Annotated in this window: 19 protein-coding genes and 1 pseudogene; all 20 read left to right on the forward strand. The window is 49.6% G+C overall.

The annotated features are described in order from the left end of the window. Positions 1 to 48: 48 nt before the first annotated feature. The 20 genes and pseudogenes from SK39_RS20995 (at position 49) to SK39_RS21095 (ending at position 16,103) form a co-directional block, all read left to right on the forward strand. Positions 49 to 420: a KilA-N domain-containing protein gene (locus SK39_RS20995; RefSeq protein WP_048217451.1), complete on the forward strand. Its 372-nt coding sequence runs from the start codon at positions 49 to 51 to the stop codon at positions 418 to 420. Continuing rightward, the gene (locus SK39_RS27420; RefSeq protein WP_081328879.1) at positions 417 to 1,238 is read left to right on the forward strand and encodes an antA/AntB antirepressor family protein; all 822 of its coding nucleotides are present in this window, start codon (positions 417 to 419) and stop codon (positions 1,236 to 1,238) included. Before SK39_RS20995 ends, SK39_RS27420 begins: the two co-directional genes overlap by 4 nt. Further along, on the forward strand, positions 1,235 to 1,756 hold the full coding sequence (locus SK39_RS21005) for a hypothetical protein (protein ID WP_048217452.1): 522 nt from the start codon (positions 1,235 to 1,237) through the stop codon (positions 1,754 to 1,756). Before SK39_RS27420 ends, SK39_RS21005 begins: the two co-directional genes overlap by 4 nt. A gap of 10 nt (positions 1,757 to 1,766) precedes the next feature. Continuing rightward, positions 1,767 to 2,816, forward strand: coding sequence for a DUF968 domain-containing protein (locus SK39_RS21010; RefSeq protein WP_048217453.1), 1,050 nt, complete (start codon positions 1,767 to 1,769; stop codon positions 2,814 to 2,816). Positions 2,817 to 2,830: 14 nt separating this feature from the next. After that, a complete protein-coding gene (locus SK39_RS21015; protein ID WP_048217454.1) occupies positions 2,831 to 3,409 on the forward strand; it encodes a DUF1133 family protein in 579 nt (192 codons plus the stop codon). Positions 3,410 to 4,005: 596 nt separating this feature from the next. Then, on the forward strand, positions 4,006 to 4,584 hold the full coding sequence (locus tag SK39_RS21025; protein ID WP_044703006.1) for a hypothetical protein: 579 nt from the start codon (positions 4,006 to 4,008) through the stop codon (positions 4,582 to 4,584). 99 nt (positions 4,585 to 4,683) lie between these two features. After that, positions 4,684 to 5,079, forward strand: a complete 396-nt coding sequence (locus SK39_RS21030) for a phage holin family protein (RefSeq protein ID WP_008323296.1) — start codon at positions 4,684 to 4,686, stop codon at positions 5,077 to 5,079. Further along, a complete protein-coding gene (locus tag SK39_RS21035; RefSeq protein ID WP_048217455.1) occupies positions 5,066 to 5,347 on the forward strand; it encodes a phage holin family protein in 282 nt (93 codons plus the stop codon). The genes SK39_RS21030 and SK39_RS21035 overlap by 14 nt, the downstream gene beginning before the upstream one ends. Continuing rightward, positions 5,347 to 5,964 (forward strand): glycoside hydrolase family 19 protein, encoded by a 618-nt coding sequence (locus tag SK39_RS21040; protein WP_048217456.1) that lies wholly within the window; start codon positions 5,347 to 5,349, stop codon positions 5,962 to 5,964. Before SK39_RS21035 ends, SK39_RS21040 begins: the two co-directional genes overlap by 1 nt. Continuing rightward, positions 5,961 to 6,185, forward strand: a complete 225-nt coding sequence (locus SK39_RS21045) for a hypothetical protein (protein WP_042063971.1) — start codon at positions 5,961 to 5,963, stop codon at positions 6,183 to 6,185. The genes SK39_RS21040 and SK39_RS21045 overlap by 4 nt, the downstream gene beginning before the upstream one ends. Next, the gene (locus SK39_RS21050) at positions 6,182 to 6,454 is read left to right on the forward strand and encodes a hypothetical protein (RefSeq protein WP_008323305.1); all 273 of its coding nucleotides are present in this window, start codon (positions 6,182 to 6,184) and stop codon (positions 6,452 to 6,454) included. Before SK39_RS21045 ends, SK39_RS21050 begins: the two co-directional genes overlap by 4 nt. After that, positions 6,411 to 6,608 carry a hypothetical protein gene (locus SK39_RS27615; RefSeq protein ID WP_075261978.1) on the forward strand — a complete coding sequence of 66 codons (198 nt, stop codon included), beginning with the start codon at positions 6,411 to 6,413 and terminating at the stop codon, positions 6,606 to 6,608. Before SK39_RS21050 ends, SK39_RS27615 begins: the two co-directional genes overlap by 44 nt. Before the next feature lie 906 nt (positions 6,609 to 7,514). After that, a pseudogene (locus SK39_RS21060) lies at positions 7,515 to 7,982 on the forward strand (glycosyltransferase family 2 protein); the annotation flags it as partial. 269 nt (positions 7,983 to 8,251) lie between these two features. Beyond that, complete coding sequence (locus tag SK39_RS21065; RefSeq protein WP_048217459.1) at positions 8,252 to 9,106, forward strand: DUF6236 family protein; 855 nt, start codon at positions 8,252 to 8,254, stop codon at positions 9,104 to 9,106. A gap of 183 nt (positions 9,107 to 9,289) precedes the next feature. Next, positions 9,290 to 9,484: a DUF2190 family protein gene (locus SK39_RS26940; protein ID WP_048217559.1), complete on the forward strand. Its 195-nt coding sequence runs from the start codon at positions 9,290 to 9,292 to the stop codon at positions 9,482 to 9,484. Positions 9,485 to 9,838: 354 nt separating this feature from the next. Then, positions 9,839 to 10,327, forward strand: coding sequence for a DUF1441 family protein (locus tag SK39_RS21075; RefSeq protein ID WP_044700360.1), 489 nt, complete (start codon positions 9,839 to 9,841; stop codon positions 10,325 to 10,327). Further along, a complete protein-coding gene (locus SK39_RS21080) occupies positions 10,327 to 12,429 on the forward strand; it encodes a phage terminase large subunit family protein (protein ID WP_048217460.1) in 2,103 nt (700 codons plus the stop codon). Before SK39_RS21075 ends, SK39_RS21080 begins: the two co-directional genes overlap by 1 nt. Beyond that, positions 12,426 to 12,641 (forward strand): hypothetical protein, encoded by a 216-nt coding sequence (locus SK39_RS21085; RefSeq protein ID WP_001082414.1) that lies wholly within the window; start codon positions 12,426 to 12,428, stop codon positions 12,639 to 12,641. Before SK39_RS21080 ends, SK39_RS21085 begins: the two co-directional genes overlap by 4 nt. Further along, on the forward strand, positions 12,638 to 14,146 hold the full coding sequence (locus SK39_RS21090) for a phage portal protein (protein ID WP_044700357.1): 1,509 nt from the start codon (positions 12,638 to 12,640) through the stop codon (positions 14,144 to 14,146). Before SK39_RS21085 ends, SK39_RS21090 begins: the two co-directional genes overlap by 4 nt. Next, positions 14,073 to 16,103 (forward strand): ClpP-like prohead protease/major capsid protein fusion protein, encoded by a 2,031-nt coding sequence (locus SK39_RS21095; protein ID WP_181595367.1) that lies wholly within the window; start codon positions 14,073 to 14,075, stop codon positions 16,101 to 16,103. The genes SK39_RS21090 and SK39_RS21095 overlap by 74 nt, the downstream gene beginning before the upstream one ends. The last annotated feature ends 52 nt before the right edge of the window (positions 16,104 to 16,155 follow it).

A 16,155-nucleotide genomic window follows, 5' to 3' on the forward strand; every position in this document is an offset into this window, starting at 1 on the left:
CGAAAAGGGCGTGCAGGCCCTTCGCAACAATCAGAGTATGGAGAGAATATGAGCAATCATCATGTTATGGGCACTGCTACGCCCAAAAAAGACTCTTATCTTGTTGTTGATGGATGTTTAATCAACTCATTCGAACCAAATCTTTATAGTCTCAATGATATTCATAAGGCTTCAGGTGGGTCTGCGTCCAAAAAACCTGCGTTTTATCTCAGGACGCTAACTGCAAAAAGAATTCTAAATGCTCTCCCTGGTGAACGTTGGGAAAAGTTGCATGTTATTCGCGGTGGAGTCTTACAGGGTACTTTCGCCTCTCAGGAGTTGGTTTTTGCCTATGCCCTCTGGTTGAGCCCTGACTTTTATGTTCGCGTTCTGAGCAATCTCCCTTTTATCAGCGATCTGCGCAACGGGGAGGCAAGATGAGTCAGCTACATCAGATCATCCCGATCACTCAGGGCAATATTGGCAACCACATAACCCCGATGGTCAGCGCTAAAAGGTTACATGCCTTTCTCGGCGTTGGGCGTGATTTCACCAACTGGATTAAAGGGCGTATCAGTCAGTATGGTTTTGCTGAAAATACTGATTATGTGGTTTACGCCAATTCTGGCGAGAACCCCCTCGGTGGACGCCCAACCGTTGATTACCTGATCACCATTGATATGGGTAAAGAACTGGCGATGGTGGAGAGAAACGAGAAGGGTCGTCAGGTTCGCCGTTATTTCATCACATGCGAACAACAAGCGAAAATGCGAGTTGGTACACCATCATTACCAAATTTCTCTGATCCGGCACAGGCTGCGAGAGCATGGGCTGATGAATTTGAAGCCAGGCAGCGCGCGGAAACAGTTACCCACCAGCAGGCCGAATATATCGAGCATCTCGAGAGTCTCTTCACTGACGGGCTTTCCCCTGTACAGTTCTGTAAGCGTTTGAATGGTGTGAATACCTCCAAGATCAGTGCCTGGCTTGTCTCTGCTAACTGGCTGTACGACGACAATCCCGAAGGCCGCAGTGCACAGTGGCGTGTTCGTTCGTATGCCCGCGACAAATACCTCACCGAGAAAAGCAGTAAAGTATCGCCAAACTCTGCGGTGAGCTTTACTACCTACCAGCCCGTCCTGCTACGTGAAGGCGCTGTCTGGCTGTACAAAAACTACCTGAAGGGGAAGCTTCCGATGAAGGTCACCTGGAACGGTAGTTTTACCCACGATAAAGATTTAGCAGGGGGTCTCCAGTGAGAGTGACCCCTCCGCACCTTCAGCCTGTATTGTCCAGGGTTAAACGGTTTGTTGAAAAACAACCTGATGGGGCAACGCTCACCCATCTGACGCACAAAGTATCAGCATATAGCTCGTTGAGCCGGAAGGATAAAGAAAACCTGATCGATATCATCCGCGAAAACAGCCTGCTCTGCATTACTGATGACGGCAGGACAACAACCCTGCATCACCCTAAGTTTGGTCATAAATCCGTGGCGCCGGTTATTGCGTCGTCGAAGACATTGAAGGAAGCCACTTTGAATAAGCCAACCGTGACCCCTGAAGAATTACGCAAGCAGGCTGAAGCCCTCATTCGTGCCGCTGAAGAAGCTGAAAAAAAGGCAGGTGACCGCGCTGAAATAAAAAAGCAACTCGATCCTCTGAAGCTTGAAATCCTCCAGGCTTATGGAATGGCAAGCCGTAAGTTTGATGAGTTTGTGGATGCTATGGCGGACATGGGGAAGGCCGTACAGAAATTTAAAGATCTGACGGTATAAGGGGTGGGCATTGAGAGCCTTACTTACCCCTGAAATGGTGCCACGCCTTGGCGTGGTGCTGTTCAAGCCAGGACGGGAGTTAATGCCCCTGTTTGCATCAGGTCGCGTGCTGGTTGAACGGGAGCCAGAAAACATGGCCCGGCTTCCGTCTGGTCGGATCCCCGATGCACAGCAACCGCTACTGGAGGATCCCAGCCTTCACACTTTCTTTACCGATGAACGGGTCATTACTGCTGCTGGTGGTATGTCCGGGCTTGAGTTCTGGCTTCGTCAGCGCATTAAAAAGTGTCAGTACCCTTTTTCTGATTACCATCATGCCGAGCTAACGACACTATGGCATCCGCCTGGCGCGTTGGTGGTGTGCTGGCACTGCGATAACAAATTGCGCGGGCAGACAACGGAAAGATTGCAGGCGCTTGCGCTGAACAATGTTGCCGAATGGATTATTGATACCGTACTGGCTGGGCTTGGCTACAACAAAGAGCGCTCCCTCTCTTTAGCCGAACTTTGCTGGTGGGCGGTTCAATCTGGTGTCGCTGATGCTGTCACCGAAGGAATGGCGCAGCGGGCACTACGGCTGCCAGACGAACCATTATTATCTGTTTACCGGGAAAGTGACATCGTACCTATGCCGCCGGCCACCAGCATTATGCAGGAAAAAGTCAGGCCGATTGAAACGTTACCAGCTCGGCGGTCAGACAGCCTGGATGTGGAAACCCAAAAGCCAATACTGACGTTAACCGTCGATCCGGAGTCTCCGGAGTCTTTCATGCTCAGGCCAAAACGTCGCCGCTGGATAAATGAGACGTACACCCGCTGGGTTAAAACACAACCCTGTGTTTGTTGCAATAAACCCGCAGACGACCCCCACCACCTGATTGGCCACGGGCAGGGTGGAATGGGTACAAAAGCACACGACCTGTTTGTGATACCGCTGTGCAGAGCACATCACAACGAGTTGCATGCTGATCCCGTGGCATTTGAAGCGAAATACGATGACCAACTGGTCCTAGTTTTTCGGGTTATAGATCGAGCGCTGGCAATTGGCGTGCTGGCATAAATGGAGAAAGTTTAATGATTAATCCTTCTGAAGTTGGCAAGGCTGGTGAAATGGTTCGTCTTCGTACTCTGGAAAGCATCTGGATACAGGGTAAGTTGCGCATGTGGGGCCGCTGGTCTTATATCGGCGGCGGTAGTGGTGGGAACATGTTTAACCAGCTACTGACATCCGGAAAAATCACCAAAACGGCAATCAACGAAGCGCTACGCCGGATGAAGAAAGCGGGTATCAGCAAACCCGAACTGGAAGCGTTCCTCAAAGAGATTCTGGAAGGGAAGAATAAAAGCGGTCTGGCGTTCTGTACCGATGAAGAAGCGCTGGCCATCAACGCTGTACTCAGCGGTATCCTTGTGCAGTCAGGGCATAAGAAGTTATACGCTCTTATTGAAGATCGATATATCAAGCGCCTGAGCAAAAAGGCGATGGCCAGAGACTTAAATGCAAAACATCCTGAATGGTGTTTGCGAACCTGTGAAAGTCGAATTGATGTTTGGCTAAATGTAGCAGAATCGATGCTATACAAGCCAATGTGTGACGCATTCGGCACAAATAGCGACAGATTCTACTTGAATAGTTGCGCGGGAAGTGCTTAAATTGTGTTAAGCTCGGGACGTTAAAGCGAACTGAGCAACAGAACAAAAAGAAACCCGCCATCGTGCGGGTTTTTCCTTTTAAATTATAACCTATTGCCGCAACTAGATTTTATTGATGTAAATCTTTGAATTTAATCATCACATTTTGATAAGATTAATTACCCTTCAAAACGTGACTATAACTAACAATATGAGTGGCAATCATAAGAGAACTGGCGGCAAGCCAAGCAGTATCACAAAGATCACTTGGGCGCATGCAACCAGGGATATTGTCAACAGAGCTATGTCTACAGGGCAGATGTTGCCTTTATGTGTCTTTGTAGTGCTCGTTATCTTGCTTACTCGTGTACCAAATGAGAAAATTCCAGACGTTATTCACGATATCCTGGTATCTCTTCTAAACTGGAACATGCTTGGTTGGATATTCTTTGTACTTGCACTTATCGCATGGGCAGGTCATGCTAGGATTATGCGTAAGGATTTCAGCAGCGAGGCTGAACGCATAGGAAAAGAGAAGACAACTCTGCAGCAACAAAAAACGTCACAGCCACTCGGGACGAGTGACCAGTAACAACAATTAAATTGGAGGATGCACCATGATCACTGCGTTGTTTTTCACGCTATGTGCTTTTGCTGCATTTCATTTCATTTACGAAAGGATTTTGCAGCCATCATTGAGGCTTTCTTTTAGGAATGAGCTCTTCGAAATTCGTGATAAAGTTCGAAATGAAATTATTTCAGGCAATCTTAGCCCTAAGGACATGAAAGCAGCTGTTCTTATCCACGACGGCTTAAACAACACGATCAACAGACTTCACCTGTTAACAATTGGTAACAAGATCAGAGCGGAAATCAACTTTGCTCGAAACCCTGAAATCAAAGAAAGAGTTAACAAACATGCCAAGGTGCTGTTTGCATGTGAAAATGAAGAATTGCTTCAGGCTGTGTCTGAGTCAGTAAAAGTAATGGATAAGGCTCTGGTGGCAAACAATCTACCATTCCTGCTTTACATTGCACCTGTTGTGTTGAGCTTTATGCTCATCGGAAAAGTGTTTAGTGTTGCCAACTCAACGGCAACAAAATATTTGCAGTGGTTTAAAGCAAAACAGTTCGAGAAAGCCATTCTTCTTAGTAATGATGGTTTCCTGAGTAAGGTTGTAGTCGCTACCGCTTAGAAATAATTCAGCAAAAGAATCACATTAAAGGCCACCTTCGGGTGGCCTTTTTTATTCCCCTCGCTTCTGAGAGGACTCACAGCAATAAGAGGGGGCTTAATGTCCGATCCTGTTTCTGGCACTACGGTCGCGGCTGGTGGCCTGATGGGAGCCAGCGTATTTGGTCTTGCAACCGGTATTGATTATGGCGTGGTATTTGGCGCATTCGCTGGTGCAGTATTTTATGTAGCGACAGCGGCAAATATCACACGAGTACGATTGATTGCTTACTTCATGACGTCATTCATTGTTGGCGTTCTTGCTGCTGGCCTGGTTGGTTCAAAGCTGTCACAAGCTACCGGGTACAGTGATAGACCATTAGACGCACTTGGTGCTGTTGTAGTGGCTGCGATGACAATCAAAGTGCTCACATTTTTCAACAGTCAGGATTTGGGAAGCCTGTTCAGTATTCTTTCGCGATTCCGTGGAGGAGGGGCCAGCAATGGTAACAAGTGATCCGTCAGCGATGGTGAATGCAGGTATTTGTGCAGTCATCGTCCTTGTCCTGATGTTCTACCAGCGTGAAGGGGCAAGGCATCGCCCCGCTATATCATTGCTGGCTTACTTCTTTGTGCTGGTTTATGCCAGCGTCCCTTTCCGTTACCTGTTCGGCCTCTACCAGGAGTCACACTGGATGGTGGTCATCGTAAACCTTCTTATTTGCGCTGCCGTCTTATGGGCTCGTGGGAACGTGGCGCGTCTCGTTGATACGCTGAGGCATTAATGAACCAATCACAATTTCAACAGGCGGCTGGTGTAAGCGCCGGGTTAGCTTCGCGCTGGTTTCCGCATATTGATGCTGCGATGAAAGAGTTCGGCATTGTTAAGCCCGAAGACCAGGCAATGTTTATCGCTCAGGCAGGACATGAATCAGCAGGATTTACCGCGCTGGTGGAGAGCTTCAACTACACCCCTGCCGCTCTGCTGACCACCTTTGGACGCCGCATTACGAACTATCAGGCATATATGCTTGGGCGTGACAAAGAAAAAGGGCAGCTAGCCAATCAGCCAGCCATTGCAAATCTGGTGTACAGCAATCGCCTCGGTAACAAAGCATCAGGCGATGGGTGGAAATATCGTGGCCGTGGGCTGATTCAGATTACCGGTCTTGATAATTACCGCCGCTGCGGAACGGGATTAAAACTGGATTTACTCAGTAATCCTGAGTTGCTGGAAAAGGATATCAACGCAGCACGGTCAGCTGCATGGTTCTATGCCACCAGCGGATGCCTGAGCTATTCCGGCGATTTGGTTCGCATCACTCAGATCATCAATGGTGGACAGAACGGTATTAACGACCGTCGTGCACGTTACGCCAAAGCAAAATCGGTGTTCTCATGATTAAGTGGCTGGTTCTTCTCATTCCACATTGGGAAACGGACACGGTTGTTTTGCAGGAGAAGGGAGACGAATTACATATCGTTTGCAGTTATAGCGATATTAAACCGGGCGAGGTGTTCGACGGGATGTGTGAACTTAAAACCTTCACATGGCTTAACTGGTCTTTCCCATACGGTCAGCCTATCAACGTCCGCTCATTTGAACCAAAGGTGATCGCATGAGCATTGTAGAAATCATTATCGGCGTTATTGGCGCAATTATGGTAGCAGCTGCTGGTGGTTTTGGTGTTGGCCATTTGCGAGGCACCAATAAAGCGGAAGCTAAAGCAGATCAGCAGCGCACTGAAGAACGAGCAGCAGCTACTGAAGCCGTTGCAGAACGCCGGGTAGAGACAACAAAAGGAGCCAGGGATGTACAGCAAACTGTTAATCATCTTCCTGATGACGATGTTGACCGTGAGTTGCGCGAAAAATTTACCCGCAAAACCTGAAGTAACGGACACTGCCTGTGATTGGGTAAGCATTATTTATCTCACAGAGCACGATATTGAGGTGATGGACCGTCAGACGAAGCGGGACATTCTGGCTCACAACAGAGCGTGGCAGGCGAACTGCAAATCAGAAGAGGCTAGCTGGACTCAGTAATTTAGAGAAAACCATGCAATGAAAAAAATAACTGTTCGATCTGATAAATCATTAATGGTGTCGATTAATAATGAGGAAGTCAGTCTACTAGAAAAATTTAAGCATTGTAAGAAGTACCATTTTAAAGAGTCGGAGGGGGCTCCGACTCGACTAATCACTCCAGTGGTTCTACAGGGTCTGTCTTTGAATGTGACGCAAACTGGATAGCCGCAAGTAGTGCGGACCGCATTTTTTCATACTCTCTACTTTTAACGACCTCTGACATAAGTTCAGTAACGTCCAAATTGGCTGAGCAATACCCTTCCTTCGTGGGGACTGATATTTCAACCTTCATTCCATTGGCTATGGAGGCACCCAAAACGCGCAGCGGCTCTGAATCGAGCAAAGACGATACACGATCTTTATCTACGGGTTGAAAACAGAGTGCGGAGCCATCGAAACGGATCAGAACCCCACTCCGGTCGGGTCTCATTTCTGGGCCAACATCCATTATTCGCCATCCGCAATACCAGGTACGGCATACATCTGGCCGTGCATTATAAATCGAGCATCCTCCTTGTGGTCTAAGGTACTGGCATGGCACATCGGCGAGCTTCTTAAGATTAGGTTGCTCGATTCGTAACGAATGGCAACAAACAGAACAGGTACCGCACTTCCTGTCTTTGATTAATAATTTTTCTAGACTCATTGCTCACATCTCCATTGCACGGATTTACTTCGGTGACGACCAAAATAAGGCAAGCAAATTGGTTTGGATATCCTGATAAAAACACATGTATCCGGACCGGAATTTCATGCGCATCGCACGCTCACATCAAAGAGAGTCTTTCAGTGGTGAGCTTGGGTAAACCGTTACCTCTTGGCGGCTTTGCCGTGCGACAGACTCACGCCTAAAAGGAAAATCAAATGCAGGTCACTATTAATGGTGTCTCGTATGCACCCGCCTGCGCAATTTCATCGCGGATCGGTATTGCCATTTCAACACATCAGCGTGCAGACGTTTTAAAACGAGCGCTCGAACAACACATGAAGCATCTTCCCGCCGGGGCGCTGGTGGTGGTTGTCGATGATGGTTCAATAGCTGCAGCGGTAGTTCCCGACGGCGTGCAGCTGCTTCGCCATAGCGCATCACTCGGTATTGTGGCCGCAAAGAACGCCAGCCTTTCCGCGCTGATGGATGCAGGTTGTGAGCATATCTTCCTGTGGGATGATGACGCCTGGCCGATTGCTGGTAACTGGCACCTGCCTTACATCGAATCACCCGAGCCACACCTGGCTTACCAGTTTCTCGATCTGGCTGGACGCAATAAGCTGAACGACATGGCCGTCCTGTACCGGGATGATAAGCATATCGCTTATTCCGGACAGTGTGGCGGGAAGATGAAACTCGACCTGCAGGCTCTGCAGGCTTGGGCAGACTCAATATCTGGTGCGCTGTAACGACGACAGGGAAGCTATCAGGTGGTTAGAAATCCAACCCGTTAAGCATAAGTTAATTTTTATGGTTATGAAGCGTAGTAGAAAGATCTTTGGCGCTTTATGTATTTTTTACAACAATTCTAATAATTAGAGTTTGCTAGGTTTTTTACTAGGTTGTAAGTATGTTTTAATGGCGAGACCAAATTGAATGAGAAGGTGTCGCAATGAAAAGAGGTGTTGTTGCATCCCCTATGGGGTTTGAAGTTCTTGCTGGTGGCGGTTTTATGCAAACCACAGGGCTTAGTGAAACTGATCTTAACTACTATTCCTTATATTGGGATGAGATAATTATTCCTGGTTCAAAAGAGTTTCGATATGTGCTTCCAAACGAAGAAGAATTAATTAAACTGGGAGTTATCACACGACCATTGTTTAGTACTGGATATAACACTGATTTATACCCGACACAATTCCCTGCTCAACAATTAAGAATTTTTGAGGAAATGCAGCGTGATAATCTAGATTGTCTGTATGTGCTACACCAAATTGGAGTTAATTTAAATCTCCCGACATCAAAACATGATGATTTTAGAAACTTACAATTTGAACTGTTCAATGCCTTACCAGTTCCATCTAAATATGTCAGGCCAGAGCAAGTTTTAGAATTTAAAACAAAGCATAGAGATGCTCTCAACTCATTGCATAATTATTTGGATGAGCTATATGAGAATGTGGCCAGTGCACCAGATGAGCCATTATTTAAGAAAAAAGCATATGCTGATTTTAATGATAGCCTTAAGAATATCAATAGAATCAGTGAAATGCATAAAGGGTTTTCTTTTGACCGATATAGCATGAAATTAGAAATGCCTAACTCAAAGGACTTTACGACTACCGTACTTGGTGCGCTAACAGCTATAGCTGATGTATCAAACCCTTTAGTAACAGGTTTAGGTCTTTTAACTGCAGGGATAGGGTTTGTGAAAGTTACGGATAAATATGGGGAGATGTTGAATTCTGAAAATAAAAATGCAAACTTATTGTACTTGGCAGAGTTATATAAGGATGGGTTAGCATAAAACATTTCCTATATTTTAATTTGGTTTGACGAGCTTCTCTCAATCTAATTTATTGAGCCATTATATTCTGGCTTAATAAATTATATAAATTAAATTTTGTTAGATAATTTATGCAGATTACTATCCGCAATAGACATCTGTGTTGTATCTTTCCGATTTAATTCATTAACAGAGACTATCTAAATGACAAAGAACTATTACCAGGACGGAACAACCATGGGCTGGCACAATAGAACTGGAGATGCTGTCGTTTCAGGTCAACCTGTTGTTGTTGGTTCCATCATCGGTATTGTACAGCATGACATCGCAGATGGCGGTGAAGGTGTGCTTATGATGTCAGGTGTGTTCAATCTGCCGAAGGTCGCATCCGAGACCTAGCAGCGCGGTGCACGTCTTTACCTGTCTAAGACCGGAAAGCTGACGAGTCAGCTAAAAGACAGTACGGATGACAATCCCTTAGCCGGGTCGGCATGGAGAACCACTAATCGGAATGACTCTGAAGGTCGCGTGCGCCTTGGCTTCTAGTTCATCGTCATCAAAAAATTATTAAATGATATGCACTCTCATTTAATGAGGTACTCCGGGGGGGGGCGATCAGCCACGAGGCGGCGTGCTCGCGGAAAACGGCTAGTTTTTCAGATCTAAGGTCATCATCATCATTTGCGCAGGTTATTGATCTCATTGGAGGCGATTTCGTGCAGATGTCGAATCGTTTAAAAAGTGTTCACCATCATGGACCAGGAAATTGCCACTTTAAAACTGAATATCAACCAGTTGGCGGGGATCACTGGCGTACACCGTCAGACGGTCGCCGCCAGGCTGAAAAATATTGAACCGGCACCAGGTAGCAACAGCAAATTAAAGCTTTACCTGATCACCGACATTCTGACCGAACTGATGATCCCCACTGTGTCAGCCAATATCGATGACATGCTGCCATCGGACAGGCTTTCCCACTGGAAAGCGGAGAATGAGCGACTCAAGTTTGAGCAGGATACGGGGCAGCTCATTCCCGCTGATGAAGTGGCGCGCGAATTCTCATTGATGGCGAAAGCCGTCGTCATGGTACTTGAAACCCTCCCTGATGTACTTGAGCGTGACTGTGCATTAACGCCTGTTGCGGTTTCTCGCGTGCAGAGCGTTATTGATGACCTGCGCGATCAGATGGCGGAGAGGGTGCAGGACGCTGAAGCAGAGGAGGAAGAGCCAGAGGAGGACTGATGGCAAAGCGGGCATCCGCCAGAGGCATCCGCCGCGATGTTTCCGGTATCTTACGTGCCCCGCGTCGAATGCAGGTGGCCGATGCGGTCAGTACTTATATGCGCGTGCCGATGGGGGCGGGTAACTCCGTTCCATGGGATCCGGATCTGGCACCTTACGTGATTGAACCGATGAACTGCCTGGCATCGCGTGAATATGACGCGGTAGTGTTTGTTGGTCCGGCGCGAACGGGTAAAACCATTGGTCTGATTGATGGCTGGATTGTTTACAACGTTGTCTGTGATCCGGCTGATATGCTCCTGATTCAGATGACTGAGGAAAAGGCGCGCGAGCACTCCAAAAAGCGTCTTGATCGTACATTCCGTTGCAGCCCTGAAGTGAAAGCCCGACTGAGCCCGCGGCGTAATGATAACAACGTATATGACCGCACGTTTCGCGCCGGGAACTACCTGAAAATCGGCTGGCCATCGGTCAATATCATGTCCTCATCGGACTATAAATGCGTGGCACTGACCGACTATGACCGTTTCCCGGAAGACATTGACGGGGAAGGTGACGCCTTTTCACTGGCATCAAAGCGAACAACAACGTTCATGTCGTCAGGTATGACACTGGTTGAGAGTTCGCCGGGCCGCGACATACGTGACACAAAATGGCGCCGTAGCTCACCGCATGAAGCACCTCCTTCAACGGGGATTCTGTCGCTGTACAACCGTGGTGATCGCCGTCGCCTTTACTGGCCGTGCCCACATTGCGGTGAATATTTCCAGCCTGAAATGGACAATATGACAGGTTACCGCGATATCGCGGACCCTGTTCAGGCCAGCGAGAAAGCCTGTCTTCAATGCCCTGCCTGTAAAGAGCACATCACTGCGGATATGAAGCGTTCGCTCAATATGAAAGGGAAGTGGCTGCGGGATGGGCAAACCATCGACAACGATGGTGTTATCACTGGGGAAGGGCGACGCTCGCGCATTGCCTCCTTCTGGATGGAAGGCCCTGCCGCCGCGTACCAGACCTGGGCGCAGCTCATCTATAAATTTCTTACCGCTGAGCAGGACTATCAGGCCACTGGCAGCGAGGAAGCACTGAAGACGGTAATCAACACCGACTTTGGGCGTCCGTATCTTCCTCGCTCCAGCATGGAACAGCGCAAAAGTGAACTGCTTGAGCAGCGTGCGGAGGTTGTACCAAAGCGCTCTGTTCCGGACGGGGTTTGTTTCCTTATGGCGACCGTCGATGTTCAGGCGGGGCGCAACCGGCGTTTTGTTGTTCAGGTTACTGGCTACGGCAGCATGGGAGAGCGCTGGCTGGTGGACCGCTACAATATCAGGCAGTCGATGCGCTATGACGCCAATGGCGAGAGCCAGCAGATTGACCCGGCAAGCTATCCGGAAGACTGGGATTTATTGCTGACCGATGTGTTTAACAAAGCCTGGCCAATGGCATCGGATCCGACTAGGTGTATGCGGCTGATGGCGATGGCCGTTGACTCCGGCGGTGAGGATGGTGTGACCGACAACGCTTATAAATTCTGGCGTAAGTGTCGTCGTGAAGGACTCGGAAAACAGATTTACCTGTTCAAAGGCGACAGTGTCCGCCGATCCAAACTTATCTCCCGAACCTTTCCTGATAATACCGGACGTTCAAGCCGAAGGGCACAGGCTTCTGGTGATGTCCCGCTTTACTTGATCCAGACCGATGCTCTGAAAGACCGGGTGAACAACGCTTTGTGGCGTGATTCACCAGGCCCTGGCTATGTGCATTTCCCTGACTGGCTCGGCAGCTGGTTTTACGATGAACTGACCTATGAGGAGCGATCGACTGATGGCAAATGGAGTAAGCCGGGACGTGGTGCAAACGAAGCATTTGACCTGCTGGTCTACGCTGATGCGCTCGCCATCCTCCACGGCTACGAGAAAATCAAATGGCCCGCTGCTCCTGAGTGGGCGAGGCGGGAAACCTGGCTGGAGAACGCGCCGCCGGAAGCTGGCGAAGCGGCATCCCAGACACCAGAACCAGTACCCACCAAAAAACGGAAGCGGAAGAAGCCCGTAACCGATGATTCTAACCCCTGGAGTACATCAGGAGGATGGTTGTGAACCGTGTTGATATTGAAGCCATGATCCAGCGATATACCGAAGCCGAAATGGCGGTGCTGGATGGTAAAACTATCCGTTTCAATGGGCAGGAAATGACGATGGAGAACCTGTCTGAAATCCGAAAAGGGCGTCAGGAGTGGGAGCGTCGGCTCTCTTCTCTTATTTCTCATCGCCGCGGGCGACCCGGTTACCGACTGGCGAGGTTTGAATGAGCCTTTTAGATGATGCGATTGGGGTCTTTTCGCCAGGCTGGAAAGCAGCCCGTCTGCAGGCGCGCGCGAAAATCAGGGCATATGAAGCCGTTACCCCGACCAGAACGCACAAAGGGCGTCGTGAAAATCGTTCAGCTGATCAGCTCAGCAAAATGGGGGCGGTATCACTGCGGGAGCAGGCCCGGTGGCTCGATAACAATCACGATCTGGTGATTGGGGTGTTCGATAAGCTGGAAGAGCGGGTGGTTGGGAAAGCCGGAATTATTGTTGAACCCCATCCCAAACTGATGAACGGTAAAATCGCCAAAAAGCTGGCAGATCAGATCCGTAATAAATGGGCAGAATGGTCTGTCAGGCCTGATGTCACGAACCAGTTTACCCGCCCGATGCTTGAGCGCCTGATGTTGCGCACCTGGCTGCGGGATGGCGAAGTGTTTGCCCAGCTTGTCAGTGGAACCGGGAATGGTCTTACGCCAGCAGCCGGTATCCCTTTCTGGCTTGAAGCGCTTGAACCAGATTTTATTCCCATGAACAGCGATGCTGCCAGCCAGCTTAATCAGGGGGTATTCGTCGACAACTGGGGCAGACCAAGGAAATATCAGGTTTATAAAAGCCTGCCCGTTTCAGGCCGTCAGCTTGATACCAAAGAAGTGGATGCGGAAAACATGCTGCATCTTAAATTTGTCCGCCGTCTGCACCAGACCCGGGGCGTATCGATGCTATCCGGTGTACTGATGCGTCTGAGCGCACTTAAAGAGTATGAAGATGCTGAGCTCACCGCCGCACGTATTGCTGCTGCGCTGGGTATGTACATCAAAAAGGGAGACGGGCAAAGCTTCGAAGAGAGTAACAGTTCTTCCGATGATGATGATCGGGAAGTGATGATTCAACCAGGCATCATTTATGACGATCTGAAGCCTGGTGAAGATATCGGCATGGTGAAATCTGACAGGCCCAATCCTAACCTTGAAACCTTCCGTAATGGGCAACTTCGCGCTGTCGCAGCAGGCAGCCGACTCAGCTTTTCAAGCACAGCCAGGAACTACAACGGCACCTACAGCGCGCAGCGGCAGGAACTGGTGGAATCAACAGATGGCTATCTCATTTTACAGGACTGGTTTATTGGCGCGGTGACCCGGCCAATGTACCGCGCCTGGCTGAAAATGGCGGTGGCCGCTGGCGAGATTAAATTACCCCGCGGTCTGGATATGGAGTCGCTGTACTCGGCGGTGTATTCCGGCCCTGTTATGCCGTGGATCGATCCGGTTAAAGAGGCCAATGCCTGGAAGTTACAGATCCGGGGCGGAGCGGCAACGGAATCCGACTGGGTCCGCGCCAGCGGACGTAACCCGAACGATGTGAAGGCGCGCCGGAAGGCAGAGATCGACGAAAACAAAGAGATGGGGCTGGTGTTTGACACTGACCCTGCTAATGACAAAGGAGGCACAAGTGCCGAAGCCAAAGAACCGGGCGCACCACCGTCCGAAAGCCAGCGCAAAAAGTAATTCCTGGTTTCGTATGCAGGCCAGCGCCGACAACGAAGCGGATATTTATATCTACGACGAGATCGGCTACTGGGGGGTGACGGCGCGCCAGTTTGTGAATGACCTTAAGGCGCTGGGCGACATTACCCATATCAACCTTCACATCAATTCGCCCGGTGGCGATGTCTTTGATGGCATCGCCATTTTTAATGCCCTGAAGCATCACGGCGCGGCGATCACCGTTCACATTGATGGTCTGGCAGCTTCAATGGCTTCGGTGATTGCGATGGTTGGCAACCCGGTAATTATGCCGGAAAACACGATGATGATGATCCATAAACCATGGGGATTTGCGGGTGGTGATGCCAACGACATGCGGGATTATGCCGATCTGCTGGATAAGGTCGAGTCTGTCCTGATCCCTGCCTACGCGGAGAAAACTGGAAAAACGACCGAAGAAATCGCCGCCATGCTGGACGATGAAACCTGGATGGACGGTAAAGAATGCTTAGCGCATGGCTTTGCCGATCAGGTCACTACCTCTCTGCAGGCAATGGCCTGTATTCAATCAAAACGTATCGAGGATTTTGAAAAGATGCCAAACAGCATTCGCAACATGATCACCCCACCGCGCAATACCACTGCGCGTGAGCCACAACAACCTCAGCCGCAGGTGACTACGCCTCAGCCGGCAGCATCAGATGAAGCGACAATCCGTGCTCAGGTTCTCGCCGAGCAAAAGAGCCGCGTAAATGGTATCAACGATCTCTTTGCGATGTTCGGCGGCAAGCATCATGAGCTGCAGAATAAATGCATCGCGGATCCGGAATGCACAGTGGCTCAGGCTAAAGATGAACTGCTGGCGGCGCTGGGCAAAAATGCAACACCGTCGAATAAAACCACGGATGCGCACATTTACGCCGGGAACGGTAACTTTGTTGGCGACGGAGTTCGCCAGGCACTGATGGCGCGCGCGGGCTTCGAGAGCCTGGAGCGGGACAACGTCTATAACGGCATGACGCTGCGCGAATATGCCCGTATGGCACTGACCGAACGCGGCATCGGCGTTTCCAGCTATAACCCGATGCAAATGGTCGGTATGGCACTGACGCACAGCACGTCTGACTTCGGTAATATCCTGCTCGACGTTGCTAATAAAGCGTTACTGCAGGGCTGGGAGGAAGCGGCAGAAACTTTTGAGCAGTGGACCAAGAAAGGCCAGTTGTCTGACTTTAAAACGGCGCATCGTGTCGGTCTGGGCGGCTTCTCATCCCTGCGTCAGGTACGCGAAGGTGCTGAATATAAGTATGTGACCACCAAAGATAAAGGTGAAAGCATCGCGCTGGCCACCTACGGCGAAATCTTCTCTATTACCCGTCAGGCGATCATCAACGACGATCTGAATCAGTTAACCGATGTACCGATGAAGATGGGCCGTGCAGCAAAAGGGACGATTGGCGACCTAGTGTATGCCGTTCTGACCGAAAACGCGAAATTGTCTGATGGTAAGCCGCTGTTCCATGCTGATCACGGTAATATTTCCGCAGGCGCGATTTCTGTAGCCAGCCTTGATGAAGCGCGCAAGATGATGCGTCTGCAGAACGAGGGTGAGCGTCCCCTGAATATTCGCCCGGCATTCATGCTGGTGCCTGTCGCGCTCGAAACCCTGGCAAACCAGACGATCAAGTCTGCCAGTGTGAAAGGGGCGGATATCAACGCCGGTATCATGAACCCAATTCAGAACTTTGCTGAAGTTATCTCGGAGCCGCGTCTTGACGCCAAAGACACCAGCGCCTGGTATCTGGCCGCCGCTAAGGGCACGGACACCATCGAAGTGGCTTACCTGAACGGCGTTGATACTCCGTATATCGATCAGCAGGAAGGCTTCACGACCGACGGTATTGCCACCAAAGTGCGCATCGATGCCGGTGTATCTCCTCTGGATTATCGCGGCCTGGCGAAATCAACCGGGAAATAATCCCTTCCACTCAAGCAGCACATCACAGCCCATAAGGGCTTTTTTTGTATCT

The organism is Citrobacter sp. BIDMC107, from assembly GCF_001037575.1.
GTDB lineage: Bacteria > Pseudomonadota > Gammaproteobacteria > Enterobacterales > Enterobacteriaceae > Citrobacter > Citrobacter freundii.

Bases quoted from the DNA above. Each gene is read 5' to 3' on its own strand.
- SK39_RS20995 (WP_048217451.1), top strand. From the start codon at position 49: ATGAGCAATCATCATGTTATGGGCACTGCTACGCCCAAAAAAGACTCT.
- SK39_RS27420 (WP_081328879.1), top strand. From the start codon at position 417: ATGAGTCAGCTACATCAGATCATCCCGATCACTCAGGGCAATATTGGC.
- SK39_RS21015 (WP_048217454.1), top strand. From the start codon at position 2,831: ATGATTAATCCTTCTGAAGTTGGCAAGGCTGGTGAAATGGTTCGTCTT.
- SK39_RS21025 (WP_044703006.1), top strand. From the start codon at position 4,006: ATGATCACTGCGTTGTTTTTCACGCTATGTGCTTTTGCTGCATTTCAT.
- SK39_RS21030 (WP_008323296.1), top strand. From the start codon at position 4,684: ATGTCCGATCCTGTTTCTGGCACTACGGTCGCGGCTGGTGGCCTGATG.
- SK39_RS21035 (WP_048217455.1), top strand. From the start codon at position 5,066: ATGGTAACAAGTGATCCGTCAGCGATGGTGAATGCAGGTATTTGTGCA.
- SK39_RS21040 (WP_048217456.1), top strand. From the start codon at position 5,347: ATGAACCAATCACAATTTCAACAGGCGGCTGGTGTAAGCGCCGGGTTA.
- SK39_RS21045 (WP_042063971.1), top strand. From the start codon at position 5,961: ATGATTAAGTGGCTGGTTCTTCTCATTCCACATTGGGAAACGGACACG.
- SK39_RS21050 (WP_008323305.1), top strand. From the start codon at position 6,182: ATGAGCATTGTAGAAATCATTATCGGCGTTATTGGCGCAATTATGGTA.
- SK39_RS27615 (WP_075261978.1), top strand. From the start codon at position 6,411: ATGTTGACCGTGAGTTGCGCGAAAAATTTACCCGCAAAACCTGAAGTA.
- SK39_RS21065 (WP_048217459.1), top strand. From the start codon at position 8,252: ATGAAAAGAGGTGTTGTTGCATCCCCTATGGGGTTTGAAGTTCTTGCT.
- SK39_RS26940 (WP_048217559.1), top strand. From the start codon at position 9,290: ATGACAAAGAACTATTACCAGGACGGAACAACCATGGGCTGGCACAAT.
- SK39_RS21075 (WP_044700360.1), top strand. From the start codon at position 9,839: ATGGACCAGGAAATTGCCACTTTAAAACTGAATATCAACCAGTTGGCG.
- SK39_RS21080 (WP_048217460.1), top strand. From the start codon at position 10,327: ATGGCAAAGCGGGCATCCGCCAGAGGCATCCGCCGCGATGTTTCCGGT.
- SK39_RS21090 (WP_044700357.1), top strand. From the start codon at position 12,638: ATGAGCCTTTTAGATGATGCGATTGGGGTCTTTTCGCCAGGCTGGAAA.
- SK39_RS21095 (WP_181595367.1), top strand. From the start codon at position 14,073: ATGACAAAGGAGGCACAAGTGCCGAAGCCAAAGAACCGGGCGCACCAC.